Raw genomic sequence first — 20,476 nt, forward strand, 5'->3', positions numbered from 1 at the left:
ACAGAAGCGCAAATGACGCCCCCAGCAGAAAAGTGCTTATAATGCCCAGCGTTTTTTTCCGCTTTTTACTGCCGGCGCGGGCCGTTCTGTGTGTTACCGGAACCCTGTCGCCACCTTCATTCTTTGCCCTGGATGCTTAAAAGCCTTGATTCGTCTGCTGAAATTTTTCGGTTGGTCCATCGTCGCCGTTTTCTGCGGACTGCTTTTAGGTCTCAGTGGCGCGTTTCTTTACCTTAGTCCGGGTTTGCCGTCTGTGGAGGCGCTGAGAAGCATTCAGTTGCAGATTCCGCTGCGGGTCTACAGCAGCGACAACAAGTTGATCGCAGAATTTGGCGAAATGCGCCGTACTCCGATCCGTTTCGCCGACATTCCACCCAATTTCATTAATGCGTTACTAAGTGCTGAAGACGACAATTTCGCCAACCACTATGGCGTCGATCCGAGCAGCCTGATGCGTGCCGCGACCCAACTTGTCAAAAGCGGCCACATCCAGTCCGGCGGCAGCACCATCACTATGCAGGTCGCGAAGAACTTCTTCCTGACCAGCGAACGCAGCTTCTCGCGCAAAACCACTGAGATTCTTCTGGCCCTGCAAATCGAGCGACAGCTGACCAAGGACGAGATCCTTGAGCTGTACGTTAACAAGATTTATCTGGGTAACCGCGCCTATGGCATCGAGGCGGCGGCGCAGGTGTACTACGGCAAGTCGATCCGCGACGTCAGCCTGGCGCAGATGGCGATGATCGCCGGCCTGCCGAAAGCCCCGTCGCGCTTCAACCCGTTGGCCAACCCGGCGCGCAGCAAAGAACGCCGCGACTGGATCCTCGGCCGCATGTACAAGCTTGGAAAAATTTCCGAGGCCGACTACACCGCCGCGATCAACGAGCCGCTGAACGCCAGCTATCACGTACCGACCCCGGAAGTGAACGCACCGTACATCGCCGAAATGGCCCGTGCGGAAATGGTCGGCCGCTATGGCAGCGACGCCTACACAGAAGGTTTCCGCGTCACCACCACCGTGCCGAGCAACCTGCAGGAAATGGCCAACACCGCGTTGCACGAAGGCCTGATGACCTACGACCAGCGTCACGGCTACCGTGGCCCCGAGTCGCGCCTGCCAGGCAAGACCCACGAAGCGTGGGCCACCGAACTGACCAAGCAGCGCACCATCAGCAGCCTGGAGCCGGCCATCGTCACCCAGGTCGACAAGAATGGCTTGCAGGTGCTGACCCGTACCGGCGAAGAGCACGTCGCCTGGGACACCATGAAATGGGCCCGCCCGTTCCTCAATACCAACAGCATGGGCGCCGCACCGCGCCAGCCGTCGGACGTGGCGCAGGTCGGCGACCTGATTCGCGTGCAGCGTCAGCCGAACAACTCGCTGAAGTTCAGCCAGATCCCGCAGGCGCAAGGCGCGCTGGTGTCGCTGGATCCGCAGAACGGCGCGATTCGCTCGCTGGTCGGTGGTTTCGCCTTCGAACAGAGCAACTACAACCGCGCCCTGCAGGCCAAGCGTCAGCCGGGTTCGAGCTTCAAGCCGTTCGTCTACAGCGCTGCGCTGGACAGCGGTTACACCGCCGCGACCCTGGTCAACGACGCCCCGATCGTGTTCGTCGACGAGTACCTGGACAAAGTCTGGCGGCCGAAGAATGACACCAACACCTTCCTCGGCCCGATCCGTCTGCGCGAAGCGCTGTACAAGTCGCGTAACCTGGTGTCGATCCGTCTGTTGCAGGCGATGGGTGTCGGCAAGACCATCGACTACATCACCCGCTTCGGTTTCAACAAGCAGGACCTGCCACCGAACCTTTCGCTGGCGCTGGGCACCGCAACCCTGACCCCGATGGAGATCGCTACCGGCTGGAGCACTTTCGCCAACGGCGGCTACAAGATCACCCCGTACATCATCGACAAGATCGAAAGCCGCAACGGCGACACGCTGTTCGTCGCCAACCCGCCGACCGTGCCACAGGGCGGCTCGGCGACCGATGGCATCGCAGCGCCGACGCCTCAGCCGATTACCGTCAACACCGCTGCGGTTCCGGGCGAAGCCCCGGGCGCTACGGCTGCGCCACAAGTGCCTGCGGTGGCTGAGCGAATTGTCGATGGCCGCACCACGTACATCCTCAACAGCATGCTGCAGGACGTGATCAAGCTCGGCACCGGTCGCCGCGCGCTGGCCATGGGTCGCAGCGACATCGCGGGCAAGACCGGTACCACCAACGAATCGAAGGATGCATGGTTCTCCGGTTACAACGCCGATTACGTGACCACCGTGTGGACCGGTTTCGACCAGCCAGAGAGCCTCGGTCGTCGCGAGTTCGGTGGCACCGTGGCGCTGCCGATCTGGATGAACTATATGTCGGCCGCGCTCAAGGACAAGCCGCCGCATGTGCAGCCTGAGCCGGAAGGCATTCTCAGCCTGCGGGTGGATCCGGTCAGCGGTCGTGCGGCAACGCCAAGCACGCCGGGCGCCTACTTCGAGCTGTTCAAGTCCGAAGACACGCCGCCCTCGGTGAATGAGCTGGGCAACGGTGCCGTACCGGGCAGCCCGCTGCCAGCGGATGAGCAGGCGCCGATCGATCTGTTCTGATCCAGCCCAAGCAAAAAGCCCCGCCTTCGTGAGAAGCGCGGGGCTTTTTTGTGCTTCAAAGCAAGATCAAAAGATCGCAGCCTGCGGCAGCTCCTACAGAATCGGCGCCGATCCGCGAAATCGGCGGCCACCAAGGCCAACTGTAGGAGCTGCCGCGGGCTGCGATCTTTTGATCTGCCAAACAAAAAGCCCCGACTCTCACAAGCCGGGGCTTTCGTTGGAGCGCTACAACGGCTTAGCCGTTGAACACGTCATCCACGCTTTTCAGCGGGTAGTTCTTCGGATACGGCAGGGTCGCCACACCGGTCTCGATCGCAGCTTTCGCCACAGCGTCGGAGATCAGGGTGATCAGGCGCTTGTCCATTGGCTTCGGAATGATGTACTCACGGCCGAATTCCAGCGGCGCACCACCGTAGGCGTCGCACACGTCCTGTGGCACTGGCAGTTTGGCCAGTTCGCGCAGGGCGTTGGCTGCAGCCACTTTCATTTCTTCGTTGATGCGCTTGGCGCGAACGTCCAGGGCACCACGGAAGATGAACGGGAAGCCCAGAACGTTGTTGACCTGGTTCGGGTAGTCGGAACGACCGGTGGCCATGATCACGTCGCTGCGGGTGGCGTGCGCCAGTTCCGGGGAGATTTCCGGATCCGGGTTCGAGCAGGCGAAGACAATCGGGTTGGCCGCCATCGACAGCAGGCCTTCAGCGCTCAGCAGGTTCGGGCCGGACAGACCGACGAACACGTCAGCGCCTTGCAGAGCGTCAGCCAGGCTGCGCTTGTCGGTGGCGTGAGCGAATACCGCTTTGTACTGGTTCAGGTCGTCACGGCCGGAGTGGATCACACCGGTACGGTCAACCATGAAGATGTTTTCGATTTTTGCGCCCATGCTCACCAGCAACTTCATGCAGGAGATGGCCGCAGCGCCAGCACCGAGGCAGACGATCTTGGCTTCCGGCAGGGTTTTGCCGGCGATTTCCAGGGCGTTGATCATGCCGGCTGCGGTCACGATCGCAGTGCCGTGCTGGTCATCGTGGAATACCGGAATGTCGCACTGCTCGATCAGAGCACGTTCGATCTCAAAGCACTCAGGCGCCTTGATGTCTTCCAGGTTGATGCCACCGAAGGTGATGGAGATGCGTTTTACGGTGTCGATGAAGGCTTGCGGGCTTTCGGAGTCGACTTCGATGTCGAACACGTCGATGCCGGCGAAGCGCTTGAACAGTACGCCTTTACCTTCCATTACCGGCTTGGAAGCCAGTGGGCCGAGGTTACCCAGACCCAGAATCGCGGTGCCATCGGAAATGACTGCAACCAGGTTGCCCTTGCCGGTGTATTTGTAGGCCAGTTCAGGATCGCGGGCGATCTCGCGCACTGGTTCAGCTACGCCGGGGCTGTACGCCAGCGACAGGTCGCGGGCGGTAGCAGTGGCCTTGGTGAGCTCGACACTCAGCTTCCCTGGACGAGGATTGGCATGATATTCGAGAGCGGCAGTTTTCAGATCAGACATTTTGGCATTCCGCTTTTTACTGTTGGACAGACTGGTCAGCGAGGATACGCGCCTCGCAAAGTCCCCACAAGACTGAGCGGTCACCCCTGTCAAGCGCCCTGTCCTACGACTTTGGGCCAAGAGCCACGGCGCACAAGGGCTGGACTGTTCACAATCGATAGAAAAAATGTCTACAATTTTTCTTCAGCGCGTACTTTGCAGCATCGACGGATCGGTCAATGGCAGTAGCCAACGCGGCTGATCCGGTTTCAACCCACCACGCCGCGAACGGTCAACGACCCAGCCGCGAGCCTCGACCTGCCTGCCTTTGAGCGACTGCAACCGGGAATTGTCGAATTGTCCGAGCAGATTGGGCGCAACGCGCAGTACAACCGAGCCCTGCAACTCGATCCAGATTCCGCCACGATTGCGCTGAACCTTGCTCACACGCCCACTGACCACGGCGAACCCCGAAGCGCGGATCTGCTCCGCTTTCAGTACAGGCGACTGGCGCCAGACCCCGCGCCCAGCGAGTCGTGCACGCTGTTCGGCGGCTTGCTGACAGGCAACCAGATCGACATTCGGTGCCACCGCCACTTGAAAACCCAGGCCGTCGGCAAGCATTTGCGCTTCAAGATTGGCGCCGCTTGAACTGTAGACATGCGCGAGGGTGCGACCGTAATGGTCTTGGGCCTGTTTGCCCGGCAGCAAACCGACCCGACCGCCGCTGTCCGCCACCAAAGCTTCAAGGCGCTTGCGCGCGGCCACGGCGAAGGGCTCATCACTGCGGCCCTGCTTGCCCAGTTCCGGCGTGTTGAGACCGATCATCCGCACGCTACGTCCATCGCTCAGGCGCAGGGTGTCGCCGTCGACCACGCGCTGTACCGCAACGCTGCTCAGCCCTTTGGGCGCGGTGCAGAAAGCCTGGGCGCCGGACAGCCAAATCGCGGACACAAAAAAGGCGCCCACAAGGGACGCCTTTTTCATCAGCCTTGAAAAACCGTAGAGGCTTTCCAGGATGACCAATCTTACTTCTTGGCGCCGAAGGCACCGAAACGGTCGGCGAACTTCTGAACGCGACCACCGGTGTCCAGAGTCTTCTGCTTACCGGTGTAGAACGGGTGGCACTCGTTGCAAACGTCGATCGCCAGGGCTTTGCCGAAGGTCGAACGGGTTTCGAACTTGTTGCCGCAGCTGCAGGTAACAGCAACTACTGGGTAATCCGGGTGGATATCAGCTTTCATGGTGTATTCCTCAGGCTAGCGTGCCGCCACCCAACACTATTGTTGAATACCGCACGTAATTAGGCCGCGGATTCTACCAGACAATGCCAATCGCGCAAGCTGTCCCTGAGACCGACCGTCTGCTAGGCTCCCGGGCTTGAACACACTCCCCTGTGGGAGCGAGCTTGCTCGCGAATACGTTGTGCCAGTTGATGATTTCGTGCCTGACACACCGCGTTCGCGAGCAAGCTCGCTCCCACAGTTGAACTGCGCCAAGCCTCCTTTTGTGTTGATAGAGATCCCCCCGCGTGCCCGACGCCATTCTGCGCCTCGCCCTGCCTTCGCCCCTGCGCCGCCTGTTCGACTATCGGGCCCCGGCCGGGGTGCAGCGCGCCCAGTTGCAACCGGGCATGCGCCTTCGTGTGCCGTTCGGGCGGCGGGAGATGATCGGGATTCTGGTCGAGATCACCGATACCAGCGACGTGCCGCTGGAGAAACTCAAGCCGGCGTTGGCCCTGCTCGATGCAGAGCCGCCGCTGCCGCCCGCACTGTTCAAGCTGTGCCTGTGGACGTCGCAGTATTACCAGCACAGCCTCGGCGATACCTTGAGCTGGGCGCTGCCGGTGCTGCTGCGTCAGGGCGAACCGGCCGAAGCCCGTCAGGAGCGCTTCTGGTCTGTCGCGCCCGGCGCCAGCCTCGATGATCCGCGCGTCGCCCGCGCGCCACGGCAACGGGAAGCGCTGGCGACGCTGGCACAGCACCCGCACGGTGTGGCTCATCAGTTGTTGAGCAAATTGATGCTGAGCAAGGACAGCCTCGACCTGCTGCTGGCCAAGGGCCTGGTGCAAGTGGAAATCCGCCGGCACGCGCCCGGCGTGCGCCATGAACACTGGCTGGCCCAGCCGGAGTTGCCACTCAACACCGAACAACGCGCCGCTTACGAGGCGATCCGCGCCGGGTTCGACAGTTATCACGCGTTTCTGCTGGCGGGCGTCACCGGCAGCGGCAAGACCGAAGTCTATTTGCAACTGATCCGCGAAACCCTCGAAGCCGGCAAGCAGGCGCTGGTGCTGATTCCCGAAATCAATCTCGGCCCACAGACCCTGGCGCGTTTCGAGCAGCGCTTCAACGCACGCATCGCCCTGCTGCATTCGGCGGTCAACGACCGCGAGCGCCTCGACGCCTGGCTCGCCGCGCGCGACGGCGAGGCCGACATTATTATCGGCACGCGCTCGGCGCTGTTCACCCCGATGAAGAACCCGGGGCTGATCATCATCGACGAAGAACACGACGGCTCCTATAAACAGCAGGAAGGCCTGCGCTACCACGCCCGGGATCTGGCGCTGGTGCGCGCGCGACAGGAAAACATCCCGATCGTCCTCGGCTCCGCCACGCCTTCGCTGGAAAGCCTGCACAACGCCTACACCGGTCGTTATGGCCTGCTGCGCCTCAACGAACGAGCCGGCGGCGCCAGGCAACCACGCTTCCTGCGGCTGGACGTGAAAAGCCGTCCGCTGGACAGCGGCATTTCCGGGCCGATGCAACAAGCCATCGGCCAGACCCTCGCCGCCGGCCAGCAGGTGCTGGTGTTCCTCAACCGGCGCGGCTTTGCGCCGACGTTGCTGTGCCACGATTGCGGCTGGATGTCCGAGTGCTCGCGCTGCGACGCGCGAATGACCGTGCACCAACGCTACGGCGAACTGCGCTGCCACCACTGTGGCAACGTCGAGCGCACACCGCGCCAATGCCCCAAGTGCAATAAAGTTGATCTGCGCCCGGTGGGCGCCGGTACCGAACGCGCCGAAGAACGCCTGGCGATTCTGTTCCCGGATTACCCGGTGCTGCGCGTCGACCGCGACAGCACCTCGCGCAAGGACGCGATGAATCAGTTGTTCGCGACGATTCAGAAGGGACAGCCGTGCATTCTGGTCGGCACGCAAATGTTGGCCAAGGGGCATCACTTCCCCCGGGTCACGCTGGTGTCGATTCTGGATGCCGACGGCGGGCTGTTCTCCGGCGACTTCCGCGCCAGCGAGCGTATGGCGCAGTTGATCGTGCAGGTGGCCGGGCGCGCCGGACGGGCGGAAGAGCCGGGCAAGGTGATCATCCAGACCCACCTGGCCGACCATCCTTTATTGGTGCAATTGACCGAGCAGGGCTACTTCGCCTTTGCCGAACAGGCGCTGAGCGAGCGCCGCGCTGCGGGACTGCCGCCGTTTTCACACTTGGCCCTGTTGCGTGCCGAAGCGCACAAACCGGGGCAGGCCGAAGGTTTCCTCGATGAGGCATGCAGCGCCGCCGAGCGTTTGCTGGCCGAGCAGAAGCTGGGCGGGATCGAACTGCTAGGGCCGGTGCCGGCGCCGATGGAGCGCCGAGCCGGTCGCTATCGGGCGCAGCTGTTGGTGCAGGCGGCAGCGCGGGCACCGCTGCATCGATTGCTCGCCAGCTGGTTGCTGGAGTTGGAGCAGATGCCGAGCGGGCGGGCCGTGCGCTGGTCGCTGGATGTCGATCCCGTGGATCTGTATTGACGCTGACCTGTGGCGAGGGAGCTTGCTCCCGCTGGGGCGCGAAGCGGCCCCAAAACCGCAGTGCCAGCCAAACCGAGCCCGCCGGTTTTACGACTGCTGCGCAGCCGAGCGGGAGCAAGCTCCCTCGCCACAGGGTAATTTGTCACCACATATCCATAAGCTGCCTGCTAAGGTTGGCAAGCCCGTCTTCGCAACGGATAATGCCCAGTTTTTCCACCCGCGCATCGATGCGCCGCCGCGCTTGCGGTCGAAAGAGAAGACCATGAAAGACACCATTCGCCAGCTGATCCAACAAGCCCTCACCCAACTCGTCAACGAAGGTGTGTTGCCTGAAGGCCTGTCGCCGGCGATTCAGGTGGAGAACGCCCGTGACAAGACCCACGGCGACTTCGCCAGCAACATCGCCATGATGCTGGCCAAGCCTGCGGGCATGAAGCCGCGCGATCTGGCGGAGAAAATCATTGCTGCGCTGCCGGCCGACGACAACGTCACCAAGGCCGAAATCGCCGGCCCCGGCTTCATCAACTTCTTCCAGAACACCCAGGCCCTCGCCTCGCGCCTCGACGCCGCGCTGGCCGATGCTCACGTTGGCGTGCGCAAGGCCGGCCCGGTGCAGCGCACTGTGGTCGACCTGTCGGCACCGAACCTGGCCAAAGAGATGCACGTCGGCCACCTGCGCTCGACGATCATCGGCGACGGCGTGGCCCGTGTTCTCGAGTTCCTCGGCGACGAGGTGATCCGCCAGAACCACGTGGGCGACTGGGGCACCCAGTTCGGCATGTTGATGGCTTACTTGCAGGAAAACCCGATCACCAGCGACGAGCTGTCCGATCTGGAAAACTTCTACCGCGCAGCCAAACAGCGTTTCGACGAATCCGAAGAGTTCGCCGACCGTGCCCGTGGTCTGGTGGTCAAGCTGCAGGCCGGCGATGCCGAGTGCCTGGCGCTGTGGACCAAGTTCAAGGACATCTCGCTGTCGCACTGCCAGAAGATCTACGAACTGCTCAACGTCAAACTGACCATGGCCGACGTGATGGGCGAAAGCGCCTACAACGACGACCTGATCAACGTGGTCAACGACCTGAAAGCCGCGGGCATGCTGGTCGAGAGCAACGGCGCCCAGTGCGTGTTCCTCGACGAGTTCAAGAACGCCGACGGCGATCCGCTGCCAGTGATCATCGTCAAGGCTGACGGCGGTTACCTGTACGCCACCACTGACCTGGCGGCCGTGCGCTATCGTTCTGGCAAACTGAAGGCCGACCGCGCGCTGTACTTCGTCGACCAGCGTCAGGCCCTGCACTTCCAGCAAGTGTTCGCCGTGGCGCGCAAGGCCGGTTTCGTGACCCATCCGATGGAAATGGAGCACATGGGCTTCGGCACCATGAATGGCGCCGATGGCCGTCCGTTCAAGACCCGTGATGGCGGCACCGTGAAGCTGATCGATTTGCTGACCGAAGCCCAGGAACGTGCCTACAACCTGGTCAAAGAGAAAAACCCGGAGCTGGCCGAAGACGAACTGCGCAAGATCGCCAAGGTCGTCGGCATCGGCGCGGTGAAATACGCCGACCTGTCCAAGCACCGCACCAGCGACTACAGCTTCAACTTCGACCTGATGCTGAATTTCGAAGGCAACACCGCGCCGTATCTGCTGTACGCCTACACTCGGGTGGCCGGCGTGTTCCGCAAACTGGGCAAGGACTTCAGCGAAGTCGATGGCCAGATCGCCCTCGAAGCCGAGCACGAGCAAGAGCTGGCGGCAAAACTGGCGCAGTTCGGCGAAGTACTGAACAACGTCGCGGAAAAAGGCACGCCACACATCCTCTGCACTTACCTGTATGACGTCGCCGGTCTGTTCTCCAGCTTCTACGAGAACTGTCCGATCCTCGCCGCCGAGACGCCGGCCCAGATGCAGAGCCGTCTGCGCCTGGCCGCGCTGACCGGTCGTACTCTCAAGCAAGGCCTGGAACTGCTGGGCCTGGAAACTCTGGAGCGCATGTAAGTTGGCTGCCAAGAAAAAACCTGCACCCAAGCGTGGCGCCAGCCGTTACCAAGCTCCTGCAAAGCAACCGATTCCGGGCTGGCTGTGGATGGCCATCGGCCTGACGGTCGGTGCGTTCATCGTATTCCTGATGAAACTGGAGCCGGGCAAGGGCAGCGACACGGTCAAGCGCGAGAAAGTCGAGCAGGCGCAGCAGCAGAAAGCGTCGAAGATCGCCGAGGCCAACAAGACCCCGCCGAGCCCGACGCAACCGGTGAAGCCGAAGTACGATTTCTACACCCTGCTGCCGGAATCGGAAGTGATCGTGCCGCCGGACGCCGTGCCGGAGAAAACCCTGCCGACGCCACAAGTGCCGACCACGCCGGTCACCCCGGCGGAAGCGGCGAAAATCGATACTGCTCGGGCGCAGGCTGCGCTGTCGGGCATCACCCCGCCGCCAGCGCCACCGGTGGCGAAAGCGGCGCCGGTGACCAAGTTCTTCCTCCAGGCCGGTTCGTTCCGCAAAGAGGCGGACGCGGACAAGGTGCGCGCGCAGATCATTCTGCTGGGCCAGGCTGTTTCGGTTGAGTCGGGCACGGTGAAGGATGAAACCTGGTACCGCGTACTCGTTGGCCCGTTCAGCAACCGCGAACAGCTGACCACCGCACAGAAACAACTGGCGGGCAGCGGTTTCAGCAACCTGTTGTTACAACAACGCCAGAGCCGCTGACCACTCGCCGTACGTAAATCGTTCGGCGGACTTTGTGGCGAGGGAGCTTGCTCCCGCTGGGGTGCGAAGCGCCCCCAAACCCTGTGAATCCGGTGCATCAGACAGACCGGGGTTGCAGGTTTTACGACTGCTGCGCAGCCGAGCGGGAGCAAGCTCCCTCGCCACAAGGATTTGCATCCCCCTCCATCACCGCTCGTCCCCTCTCCAGCGCCGTGGTTGAAATCCTCTCCAGCACCCCCATATGAATGGGCATAAGGCATTTTCGCCCCGCTGCGTGGAGACTCTTCCCTTGACCACCATCGTTTCAGTCCGCCGCCACGGCAAAGTCGTCATGGGCGGCGACGGCCAGGTTTCTCTCGGCAATACCGTGATGAAAGGCAACGCGAAGAAAGTTCGCCGCCTGTACCACGGCCAGGTCATCGCCGGTTTCGCCGGTGCCACCGCCGACGCCTTTACCCTGTTCGAACGCTTCGAAGGCCAGCTCGAGAAGCACCAGGGCCACCTGATCCGCGCCGCTGTCGAACTCGCCAAAGAATGGCGCACCGACCGCTCCCTGAGCCGCCTCGAAGCCATGCTCGCGGTCGCCAACAAGGACGCCTCGCTGATCATCACCGGCAACGGTGACGTGGTCGAACCTGAAGATGGCCTGATCGCCATGGGTTCCGGCGGCGCCTACGCACAAGCTGCGGCCAGCGCGCTGCTGAAAAAGACCGACCTGTCGGCCCGTGAGATCGTCGAAACCGCCCTCGGTATCGCCGGCGACATCTGTGTATTCACCAACCACACTCAGACCATTGAGGAGCAGGATCTCGCTGAATAAGCCTGACGCGGCCTAAGTGCCACGGCTTGTTTCTGCTTGAGGACCGTCAATTACTATGTCCATGACTCCCCGCGAAATCGTCCACGAACTCAACCGCCATATCATCGGCCAGGACGATGCCAAGCGCGCCGTCGCGATTGCCCTGCGCAACCGCTGGCGCCGCATGCAGTTGCCTGAAGAGCTGCGCGTTGAAGTGACCCCGAAAAACATTCTGATGATCGGTCCGACCGGTGTCGGTAAAACCGAAATCGCCCGTCGTCTGGCGAAGCTGGCCAACGCGCCGTTCATCAAGGTCGAAGCGACCAAATTCACCGAAGTCGGCTATGTTGGGCGTGACGTCGAATCGATCATCCGTGATCTGGCCGATGCCGCAATCAAGATGCTCCGCGAGCAGGAAATGACCCGCGTGCGTCACCGCGCCGAAGACGCTGCCGAGGATCGTATCCTCGACGCACTGCTGCCACCGGCACGCATGGGCTTCAGTAACGAAGAAACCCCGAGCAGCGATTCCAACACCCGTCAGCTGTTCCGCAAGCGCCTGCGTGAAGGCCAGCTGGACGACAAGGAAATCGAGATCGAAGTCGCCGAAGTGGCCGGCATCGAAATCGCTACGCCACCTGGCATGGAAGAGATGACCAGCCAGTTGCAGAACCTGTTCGCCAACATGGGCAAGGGCAAGAAGAAAGCCCGCAAGCTCAAGGTCAAAGAAGCGCTGAAACTGGTGCGCGACGAAGAGGCCGGGCGTCTGGTCAACGAAGAAGAGCTGAAGGCCAAGGCGCTGGAAGCGGTCGAGCAACACGGCATCGTGTTCATCGACGAAATCGACAAGGTCGCCAAGCGCGGCAATGTCGGCGGCGCCGATGTCTCCCGTGAAGGCGTACAGCGCGACCTGCTGCCGCTGATCGAAGGCTGCACCGTCAACACCAAGCTGGGCATGGTCAAAACCGACCACATCCTGTTCATCGCCTCCGGTGCGTTCCACCTGAGCAAGCCGAGCGATCTGGTGCCTGAGCTGCAAGGGCGTCTGCCGATCCGTGTCGAACTCAAGGCGCTGAGCCCGGAAGACTTCGAGCGCATCCTCAGCGAGCCGCACGCATCGCTCACCGAGCAATACTGCGCGCTGCTGAAGACTGAAGGCCTGAACATCCAGTTCCAGCCGGAAGGCATCAAGCGTCTGGCGGAGATCGCCTGGCAGGTCAACGAGAAGACCGAGAACATCGGTGCCCGTCGCCTGCACACGCTGCTCGAGCGTCTGCTGGAAGAGGTGTCGTTCAGTGCCGGCGACCTGGCCAGCGCGCATGACGACAAGCCGATCCTGATCGACGCTGCGTACGTCAACAGCCATCTGGGCGAATTGGCGCAGAACGAAGACCTGTCCCGTTATATCCTGTAGGTCACTCTTCCCTGTAGGAGCTGCCGCAGGCTGCGATCTTTTGATCTTGAAAAGCAAAATCAAAGGATCGCAGCCTGCGGCAGCTCCTACAGGGGTTCATCACAGTCGGATGACCTGCAATGACCACGATCCCCACCGACATCAAACTGCACAAAGCCTCGAAAACCCTGACGCTCAAGTACGCGTCCGGCGAGGAGTACAACCTGCCCGCGGAATTTCTGCGCGTGCACTCCCCTTCCGCCGAGGTCCAGGGCCACGGCAAACCGATCCTGCAATTCGGCAAGCTCAATGTCGGCCTCAGCGGCCTGGAACCGGCCGGTCACTACGCACTGAAACTGACCTTCGACGACGGTCACGACAGCGGCTTGTTCACCTGGGATTACCTCTACGAGCTGGGGCGACGTTATGACGCACTCTGGGCCGATTATCTGGCCGAGCTCAAAGCCGCCGGAAAAACCCGCGATCCGGACCAGTCGATTGTCAAGCTGATGCTCTAGTCCGAGACTCTTGCTCTTTAGAGGGCATTTTCTAAATTCATCTGTTTGAATGCTGCGCCTGGCGGTCGAGGATCGGCTGCTTGCGAAAAAAATTAAACTCGGGTAACCAATGGAGCTGGCAAGTTCCCTGCAGTGCTCTATGAACTGTAAAGCAGCTATGCAGAATTAACGGTCACCCGAGCAGTAGTACCTGGCATTGGCTGTGGAACTGCACAGCCGAAACCGGGTACTCGTCTCAGGACAATGGAGCGTCGTAGATGAGTAACAAGAATAACGATGACCTGAAGTACCAAGCCTCGGAAAACACCCTGGGGCTTAATCCCGTCGTTGGGCTACGCGGAAAGGATCTGCTGGCCTCTGCTCGAATGGTGCTGACCCAGGCCATCAAACAACCTATCCATAGTGTCAAGCACGTCACCCATTTCGGCCTCGAACTGAAGAACGTGCTGTTCGGCAAATCCGAACTGCAACCGGCCAGCGATGACCGTCGTTTCGTTGATCCGGCGTGGAGTCAGAACCCGCTCTACAAACGTTATCTGCAAACTTACTTGGCGTGGCGCAAGGAGCTCCATTCCTGGATCGACGACAGCAGCCTGTCCCCCAAAGACATCGCGCGCGGCCACTTCGTGATCAACCTGATGACCGAAGCCATGGCCCCGACCAATACCGCCGCCAACCCGGCGGCGGTCAAACGCTTCTTCGAGACCGGCGGCAAAAGCCTGCTCGATGGCCTCTCGCATCTGGCCAAGGATCTGGTGCACAACGGCGGCATGCCGAGCCAGGTCAACATGGGCGCGTTCGAGGTCGGCAAGAGCCTGGGCGTGACCGAAGGCGCGGTGGTGTTTCGCAACGACGTGCTGGAGCTGATCCAGTACAAGCCGATCACCGAGCAAGTCCACGAGCGCCCGCTGCTCGTGGTACCGCCACAGATCAACAAGTTCTACGTATTCGACCTGAGCCCGGACAAGAGTCTGGCGCGTTTCTGCCTGCGTAATAACGTGCAGACTTTCATCGTCAGCTGGCGCAACCCGACCAAGGCCCAGCGCGAGTGGGGCCTGTCGACTTACATCGATGCGCTCAAGGAAGCCGTCGACGTGGTCACCGCCATCACCGGCAGCAAAGACGTAAACATGCTCGGCGCCTGCTCCGGCGGCATTACCTGCACCGCCCTGCTCGGCCACTACGCCGCGATCGGCGAGAACAAGGTCAACGCCCTCACGCTGTTGGTCAGCGTGCTCGACACCACGCTGGACAGCGACGTCGCCCTGTTCGTCGACGAGCAGACCCTGGAGACCGCCAAGCGCCACTCCTATCAGGCCGGTGTGCTCGAAGGCAAAGACATGGCCAAGGTCTTCGCGTGGATGCGCCCCAACGACCTGATCTGGAACTACTGGGTCAACAACTACCTGCTCGGCAACGAGCCGCCGGTGTTCGACATCCTGTTCTGGAACAACGACACCACCCGGTTGCCGGCCGCGTTCCACGGCGACCTGATCGAGATGTTCAAAAACAACCCGCTGATTCGGCCCAATGCACTGGAAGTGTGCGGCACGCCGATCGACCTCAAGCAGGTCACCGCGGACATTTTCTCGCTGGCCGGCACCAACGACCACATCACCCCGTGGAAGTCCTGCTACAAGTCGGCGCAGCTGTTTGGTGGCAAGGTCGAGTTCGTGCTGTCGAGCAGCGGGCATATCCAGAGCATCCTGAACCCGCCGGGCAACCCGAAATCGCGTTACATGACCAGCGAAGGCATGGCCGCCAATGCCGATGACTGGCAAGAGAACTCGACCAAGCACACCGATTCCTGGTGGCTGTACTGGCAGGCGTGGCAGGCCGAGCGCTCGGGCAATCTGAAAAAAGCACCACTGAAACTGGGCAACAAGGCTTATCCGGCAGGCGAAGCATCGCCGGGCACCTACGTTCACGAGCGGTAAAACCTGTGGGAGCGAGCTTGCTCGCGAAAGCGTCGTGTCAGTCACCATCAATGTTGAATGATTGATCGCATTCGCGAGCAAGCTCGCTCCCACAGTTATAAATTTGAGAAACAGACTCCATCCACAGGGCCTGAAGCATGCCGCAACCGTTCATTTTCCGTACCGTCGACCTGGATGGTCAGACCCTCCGCACGGCGGTACGTCCCGGCAAGCCTCATTTGACGCCCTTGCTGATTTTCAACGGCATCGGCGCCAACCTGGAGCTGGTATTTCCATTTGTCGCGGCGCTGGACCCGGATCTGGAAGTGATCGCCTTTGACGTGCCCGGTGTCGGCGGCTCGTCGACGCCCAACCGGCCGTATCGCTTTCCCGGGCTGGCGAAGCTGACCGCGCGGATGCTCGACTACCTCGATTACGGTCAGGTCAACGTCATTGGCGTGTCCTGGGGCGGCGCGCTGGCGCAACAGTTTGCTCACGACTACCCCGAGCGCTGCAAGAAACTGGTGCTGGCAGCAACCGCCGCCGGTGCGGTGATGGTGCCGGGTAAACCGAAAGTGCTGTGGATGATGGCCAGTCCGCGGCGCTACATTCAGCCATCGCACGTGATCCGTATCGCCCCGCTGATCTACGGCGGCTCGTTCCGCCGCGACCCGACGCTGGCCGCCAGCCATGCCGCCAAGGTGCGTTCGGCGGGCAAACTCGGCTACTACTGGCAGCTGTTCGCCGGCCTGGGCTGGACCAGCATTCACTGGCTGCACAAGATCCATCAGCCGACGCTGGTACTGGCCGGCGACGACGATCCGCTGATCCCGCTGATCAACATGCGCATGCTTGCCTGGCGGATTCCCAACGCCCAGTTGCACATCATCGACGACGGTCATCTGTTCCTGATCACCCGCGCCGAAGCCGTGGCGCCGATCATCATGAAATTCCTTGAGGAGGAACGCCAGCGCGCCGTGATGCATCCGCATCCGACCCCGCTGGGCGGCTGAATCACTGCGGCAGGCTTTATGCAGGGTTTTGAACAAAGTGCGCGGCAGGACGCCGCGCGGGCAGCAACCCGTAACAGCGACTATGGTGTTCTGGTTCGGTGAGTTTGTTTTTGACCTGAAGACGAAGGAGTGTTGAGTCATGCGCGACAAACCAGCGACGGGCGTTGTGCCCAGCCCCGCCGTGTTCATCAACGCACAAAGTGCGATCACCGGCCTGCGCGGCCGGGACCTGATCTCGACCTTGCGCAGCGTCGCCGCCCACGGTCTGCGCAACCCGATTCACAGCGCGAAGCACGCCTTGAAACTCGGTGGCCAACTCGGTCGCGTGCTGCTCGGCGAAACCCTGCACCCGACCAACCCGAACGACAGCCGCTTCGCTGATCCGGCATGGAGTCTCAATCCGTTCTACCGGCGCAGCCTGCAGGCCTATCTGGCCTGGCAAAAACAGGTCAAGAGCTGGATTGATGAAAGCAACATGAGCGATGACGATCGCGCCCGCGCGCACTTCGCCTTCACCTTGCTCAACGACGCGGTGGCACCGTCGAATACGCTGCTCAACCCGCTGGCAGTCAAGGAGCTGTTCAACTCCGGCGGGCAAAGTCTGGTGCGCGGTCTGAGTCATCTGTTCGATGACCTGCTGCACAACGACGGCCTGCCGCGCCAGGTCACCAAACAGGCATTCGAGGTCGGCAAAACCGTCGCCACCACCTCTGGCGCCGTGGTGTTTCGCAACGAGATGCTTGAACTGATCCAGTACAAGTCGATGAGCGAAAAGCAATACGCCAAGCCGCTGCTGGTGGTGCCGCCGCAAATCAACAAGTACTACATTTTCGACCTCAGCCCGCAGAACAGCTTCGTCCAGTACGCGCTGAAAAATGGCCTGCAGACGTTCATGATCAGTTGGCGCAATCCAGACGTGCGCCATCGCGAATGGGGCTTGTCGACCTACGTCGAAGCAGTGGAAGAAGCGATGAACATCTGCCGGGCGATCACCGGCGCCCGCGACGTCAACCTGATGGGCGCCTGCGCCGGTGGCCTGACCATTGCCGCCCTGCAGGGGCATTTGCAAGCCAAGCGGCAGCTGCGACGTGTCTCCAGCGCGACCTATCTGGTCAGCCTGCTCGACAGTCAGATTGAAACCCCGGCCACGCTGTTCGCCGATGAACAAACCCTCGAAGCCGCCAAGCGCCGCTCCTATCAGAAAGGCGTGCTCGACGGACGCGACATGGCCAAGGTGTTTGCCTGGATGCGGCCCAACGATTTGATCTGGAGCTACTTCGTCAATAACTACCTGCTCGGCAAAGAGCCGCCCGCGTTCGACATCCTCTACTGGAACAACGACAACACCCGCCTGCCCGCCGCGTTTCACGGCGACCTGCTGGACTTCTTCAAGCACAACCCGCTGACCCATCCGGGCGGGCTGGAAGTCTGTGGCACGCCGATCGACCTGCAGAAAGTCACCGTCGACAGCTTCAGCGTGGCCGGCATGAATGACCACATCACGCCGTGGGACGCGGTGTACCGCTCGACCCTGTTGCTTGGCGGGGAGCGGCGCTTCGTGCTGTCCAACAGTGGCCACGTGCAAAGCATCCTCAACCCGCCGAGCAACCCGAAAGCCAACTACGTCGAGAACGGCAAGCTCAGCAGCGATCCACGCGCCTGGTACTACGACGCCAAACGCGTCGACGGCAGCTGGTGGCCACAGTGGCTGGAGTGGATTCAGCAACGCTCCGGCGCCCAGCGCGAAACCACGTTCACGCTCGGCAACCCGAACTATCCACCGATGGAGGCAGCACCCGGCACCTACGTGCATGTGCGCTGACGCTTAACCGAACTTTTCTAAGAAGACTGGATGAAAACCCGCGACCGGATTCTCGAATGTGCCCTGCAACTGTTCAACGAAAAGGGTGAGCCCAATGTCTCCACCATGGAGGTTGCCAACGAAATGGGGATCAGCCCCGGCAACCTCTACTACCACTTCCACGGCAAGGAGCCGCTGATTCTCGGCCTGTTCGAGCGTTTCCAGAATGAACTGACGCCACTGCTCGACCCACCGTCGGACGTCGAGCTGGCGCCGGAGGATTACTGGCTGTTTCTGCACTTGATCGTCGAGCGCCTGGCGCAATACCGGTTTCTGTTCCAGGACCTGTCGAACCTTGCCGGGCGGCTGCCGAAACTGGCCAAAGGCATTCGTCATCTGCTCAATGCGCTCAAGCGCACCCTGGCGTCATTGCTGGCGCGGTTGAAGGCGGCAGGGCAGTTGGTCAGTGATACCCAGGCATTGGGGCAACTGGTGGAGCAGATCACCATGACCCTGCTGTTCTCGCTGGACTATCAGCGGATTCTCGATCGTGAAGGCGAGGTCAAACTGGTGGTGTACCAGATCATGATGCTGGTGGCGCCGCATCTACTGCCGCCGGTGAAAGTGGCGACGGAGCGGATGGCCCTGCAATACCTCGAAGATCACGAATGAAATCAAGAGCCCCTCACCCTAACCCTCTCCCAGAGGGAGAGGGGACTGACCTTATTGTCTTACGCGATACGGAGACCTGAAAAATCCAGTCGATTATGGATTCAATACGACACTTTCAGGTCGGTGTAAGGCTGAAGCATCCCCGAATCGGCCCCCTCTCCCTCGGGGAGAGGGCTGGGGTGAGGGTAAGCTTTTAAAAAGCACAAACAAAAACGCCCGACCTTCACAGGCCGGGCGTTTTGTTTTGCCCTGAAAAATCAGGACTGACTGGTTGGCGTCGACGGGGTCGATGCAGCAGTCGGGGTGGCTGCCGGAGTCGGTGCAGCGGCAGAGTTCGACGCGCTGGCCGGGGTTGCCGGGGTGGCTGGCTTGGCTGCTGCGGGTGCAGCTGGCTTCGGAGCAGCGGCCTTCGGCGCGGCCGGTTTTTTCACTGCCGGTTTTTTCGCCGCAGCCGGTTTGGCCGAAGGTTTGGCGGCCGGTTTCGCGGCAGCGGTTTTCGCTGCTGGCTTGGCGGCTGGTTTGGCGGCTGGTTTGGCCGCGGACTTGGCCGCAGGTTTCGCAGCCGCTTTGGCAGCAACCGGTTTCGCGGCAGCCTTGGCGGCTGGTTTGGCAGCGGCCGTTTTAGCAGCAGGCTTGGCGGCAGCGGCTTTTGCCGCTGGCTTGGCCGCAGCTTTGGCAGCTGGTTTCGCAGCCGCTTTAGCCAGTGGCTTGGCGGCGGTTTTGGCTGCCGGTTTGGCCGCTGCGGTTTTCGCTGCAACCGGTTGGGTTTTCAGACCGGTGAGTTTTTCGATCTGCTTGGTCAAGGTCTCGACCTTGCTGTGCAGCGCTTTGACTTCATTGCGGCTTGGTACACCCAGGCGCGAAATCGCGCTGTTCAGGCGCTTGTCGAAAGCCCCTTCCAGCTCGTCCCACTTGCCCAGTGCGCGATCTTTCACGCCGCTGATGCGCGACTTGGCCGACGAAGCGGAGTCCTTGGCGGCATCGACTTTCTTGCCGACTGCAGACTTGGTGAGCTTCTCGGCTTTCTCGCCGTCTTTGACCAGTGACTCGAAGAGCTTGCTGCCGTCAGTGTCGATCTTCGAGTACACGCCTAAACCAGCCAGCCAGATTTTGCGGGAGTAGTCTTCGACTTTCCCAATCCACGAGCTGCCTTCTTTATCGGTGTTCTTTTTACCAGCCATCCCGTTCTCCTTAAGATTTACGCGCGACGCGTTCGAGCAATGCCGTCAGCTCATCGAGCTTAGCAGAGAGTGTCTCAACGTCATGTTTAGACGGAATGCCGATACGATTCAAGGCGCTTGCCACACGGGAGTCGAACGCCTTCTCGACCTTGTCGAGCTGAACTTCGACACGACCTTTGAACGAGCTGACTTCACCCTTGGCTTCATCGATCTCGGCGTTGGCGGCTTCAAGTTTTTCGGTAACGGCTTTTTTGCCTTTCTTTTCAACAGTTTGACCAGCCTTGATCAACTCTTGAAAGTAGTCGCTGCCCTCTTGGCCGACCTTGGCGTAGGCACCCAGGCCTGCCAGCCAGATCTTGCGGGCATAGGATTTGACGTCGCTCAGAGCAGAAGTCGAAGCGTCGATTTTTTTCTTCAGAATGACTTTGGCCATGGTGCACCTCACGCGCAGAAGGTTTGAGGAACTGCCCGCAGATGTGTCGGGCTCAGGCACAAAGTAGGGAGAAAAATTAGAAACGGCACCCTAACAACTGACATAAACAGTCTGCAGGACAAACACGAACCCTTGTGGGAGCGGGCTTGCCCGCGATGAGGCCGGCACATCCAGAATTTTCGTTATCTGACCCAACGCCATCGCGGGCAAGCCCG

General features: G+C 61.1%; 16 protein-coding genes. 11 read left to right on the top strand and 5 right to left on the bottom strand.

Annotated elements, in window-relative coordinates:
• Window positions 1-148: 148 nt before the first annotated feature.
• On the top strand, window positions 149-2,593 hold the full coding sequence (locus OC71_RS26385) for a penicillin-binding protein 1A (protein ID WP_371260460.1): 2,445 nt from the start codon (window positions 149-151) through the stop codon (window positions 2,591-2,593).
• 235 nt (window positions 2,594-2,828) lie between these two features.
• Here the strand turns inward: OC71_RS26385 and OC71_RS26390 are convergent, their stop codons facing one another.
• The 3 genes from OC71_RS26390 to rpmE form a co-directional block, all read right to left on the bottom strand.
• Window positions 2,829-4,097: a malic enzyme-like NAD(P)-binding protein gene (locus tag OC71_RS26390; RefSeq protein ID WP_041074924.1), complete on the bottom strand. Its 1,269-nt coding sequence runs from the start codon at window positions 4,095-4,097 to the stop codon at window positions 2,829-2,831.
• A gap of 183 nt (window positions 4,098-4,280) precedes the next feature.
• On the bottom strand, window positions 4,281-5,063 hold the full coding sequence (locus tag OC71_RS26395; RefSeq protein WP_041074952.1) for a thermonuclease family protein: 783 nt from the start codon (window positions 5,061-5,063) through the stop codon (window positions 4,281-4,283).
• A 41-nt stretch (window positions 5,064-5,104) separates the two neighbouring features.
• Window positions 5,105-5,320 (bottom strand): 50S ribosomal protein L31, encoded by a 216-nt coding sequence (rpmE, locus tag OC71_RS26400; RefSeq protein ID WP_041074926.1) that lies wholly within the window; start codon window positions 5,318-5,320, stop codon window positions 5,105-5,107.
• Between the two features lie 287 nt (window positions 5,321-5,607).
• Between rpmE and OC71_RS26405 the strand changes: the two genes are divergently transcribed.
• The 10 genes from OC71_RS26405 to OC71_RS26450 all read left to right on the top strand — a co-directional run bounded on the left by OC71_RS26405 (window position 5,608) and on the right by OC71_RS26450 (window position 18,647).
• Complete coding sequence (locus OC71_RS26405) at window positions 5,608-7,827, top strand: primosomal protein N' (protein WP_041074928.1); 2,220 nt, start codon at window positions 5,608-5,610, stop codon at window positions 7,825-7,827.
• Between the two features lie 262 nt (window positions 7,828-8,089).
• The gene (gene argS, locus OC71_RS26410; RefSeq protein ID WP_041074930.1) at window positions 8,090-9,826 is read left to right on the top strand and encodes an arginine--tRNA ligase; all 1,737 of its coding nucleotides are present in this window, start codon (window positions 8,090-8,092) and stop codon (window positions 9,824-9,826) included.
• Window position 9,827: 1 nt separating this feature from the next.
• Entirely contained in the window at window positions 9,828-10,535 is a 708-nt protein-coding gene (locus tag OC71_RS26415) for an SPOR domain-containing protein (RefSeq protein ID WP_041074932.1), read from the top strand.
• A 289-nt stretch (window positions 10,536-10,824) separates the two neighbouring features.
• Window positions 10,825-11,355 (top strand): ATP-dependent protease subunit HslV, encoded by a 531-nt coding sequence (gene hslV, locus OC71_RS26420; RefSeq protein ID WP_007968352.1) that lies wholly within the window; start codon window positions 10,825-10,827, stop codon window positions 11,353-11,355.
• A 55-nt stretch (window positions 11,356-11,410) separates the two neighbouring features.
• Window positions 11,411-12,748 (top strand): ATP-dependent protease ATPase subunit HslU, encoded by a 1,338-nt coding sequence (gene hslU / locus OC71_RS26425; protein WP_041074934.1) that lies wholly within the window; start codon window positions 11,411-11,413, stop codon window positions 12,746-12,748.
• A 119-nt stretch (window positions 12,749-12,867) separates the two neighbouring features.
• Window positions 12,868-13,245, top strand: coding sequence for a gamma-butyrobetaine hydroxylase-like domain-containing protein (locus tag OC71_RS26430; protein WP_041074936.1), 378 nt, complete (start codon window positions 12,868-12,870; stop codon window positions 13,243-13,245).
• Window positions 13,246-13,502: 257 nt separating this feature from the next.
• Window positions 13,503-15,182 carry a class II poly(R)-hydroxyalkanoic acid synthase gene (phaC, locus tag OC71_RS26435; RefSeq protein ID WP_041074938.1) on the top strand — a complete coding sequence of 560 codons (1,680 nt, stop codon included), beginning with the start codon at window positions 13,503-13,505 and terminating at the stop codon, window positions 15,180-15,182.
• A 137-nt stretch (window positions 15,183-15,319) separates the two neighbouring features.
• Window positions 15,320-16,174, top strand: a complete 855-nt coding sequence (phaZ, locus tag OC71_RS26440) for a poly(3-hydroxyalkanoate) depolymerase (RefSeq protein WP_041074940.1) — start codon at window positions 15,320-15,322, stop codon at window positions 16,172-16,174.
• Between the two features lie 139 nt (window positions 16,175-16,313).
• Window positions 16,314-17,996: a class II poly(R)-hydroxyalkanoic acid synthase gene (phaC, locus tag OC71_RS26445; RefSeq protein ID WP_041074942.1), complete on the top strand. Its 1,683-nt coding sequence runs from the start codon at window positions 16,314-16,316 to the stop codon at window positions 17,994-17,996.
• A 30-nt stretch (window positions 17,997-18,026) separates the two neighbouring features.
• The gene (locus OC71_RS26450) at window positions 18,027-18,647 is read left to right on the top strand and encodes a TetR/AcrR family transcriptional regulator (RefSeq protein WP_041074944.1); all 621 of its coding nucleotides are present in this window, start codon (window positions 18,027-18,029) and stop codon (window positions 18,645-18,647) included.
• Window positions 18,648-18,904: 257 nt separating this feature from the next.
• On the opposite strand, the gene OC71_RS26455 is transcribed toward OC71_RS26450, so the two are convergent.
• A complete protein-coding gene (locus OC71_RS26455; RefSeq protein ID WP_041074946.1) occupies window positions 18,905-19,828 on the bottom strand; it encodes a phasin family protein in 924 nt (307 codons plus the stop codon).
• A gap of 10 nt (window positions 19,829-19,838) precedes the next feature.
• A complete protein-coding gene (locus OC71_RS26460) occupies window positions 19,839-20,261 on the bottom strand; it encodes a phasin family protein (protein ID WP_041074948.1) in 423 nt (140 codons plus the stop codon).
• Window positions 20,262-20,476 lie beyond the last annotated feature (215 nt).

The sequence above is a fragment of the Pseudomonas sp. W15Feb9B genome (assembly GCF_000828175.1).
Taxonomy (GTDB): Bacteria; Pseudomonadota; Gammaproteobacteria; order Pseudomonadales; family Pseudomonadaceae; genus Aquipseudomonas; species Aquipseudomonas parakoreensis.

What these genes read in the sequence shown, in the direction of transcription:
- OC71_RS26460 (WP_041074948.1), bottom strand. Translation starts at nt 20,261, where the DNA reads ATGGCCAAAGTCATTCTGAAGAAAAAAATCGACGCTTCGACTTCTGCT.
- OC71_RS26450 (WP_041074944.1), top strand. Translation starts at nt 18,027, where the DNA reads ATGAAAACCCGCGACCGGATTCTCGAATGTGCCCTGCAACTGTTCAAC.
- phaC (WP_041074938.1), top strand. Translation starts at nt 13,503, where the DNA reads ATGAGTAACAAGAATAACGATGACCTGAAGTACCAAGCCTCGGAAAAC.
- rpmE (WP_041074926.1), bottom strand. Translation starts at nt 5,320, where the DNA reads ATGAAAGCTGATATCCACCCGGATTACCCAGTAGTTGCTGTTACCTGC.
- OC71_RS26395 (WP_041074952.1), bottom strand. Translation starts at nt 5,063, where the DNA reads ATGAAAAAGGCGTCCCTTGTGGGCGCCTTTTTTGTGTCCGCGATTTGG.
- phaC (WP_041074942.1), top strand. Translation starts at nt 16,314, where the DNA reads ATGCGCGACAAACCAGCGACGGGCGTTGTGCCCAGCCCCGCCGTGTTC.
- hslU (WP_041074934.1), top strand. Translation starts at nt 11,411, where the DNA reads ATGTCCATGACTCCCCGCGAAATCGTCCACGAACTCAACCGCCATATC.
- OC71_RS26390 (WP_041074924.1), bottom strand. Translation starts at nt 4,097, where the DNA reads ATGTCTGATCTGAAAACTGCCGCTCTCGAATATCATGCCAATCCTCGT.
- OC71_RS26455 (WP_041074946.1), bottom strand. Translation starts at nt 19,828, where the DNA reads ATGGCTGGTAAAAAGAACACCGATAAAGAAGGCAGCTCGTGGATTGGG.
- phaZ (WP_041074940.1), top strand. Translation starts at nt 15,320, where the DNA reads ATGCCGCAACCGTTCATTTTCCGTACCGTCGACCTGGATGGTCAGACC.
- OC71_RS26430 (WP_041074936.1), top strand. Translation starts at nt 12,868, where the DNA reads ATGACCACGATCCCCACCGACATCAAACTGCACAAAGCCTCGAAAACC.
- argS (WP_041074930.1), top strand. Translation starts at nt 8,090, where the DNA reads ATGAAAGACACCATTCGCCAGCTGATCCAACAAGCCCTCACCCAACTC.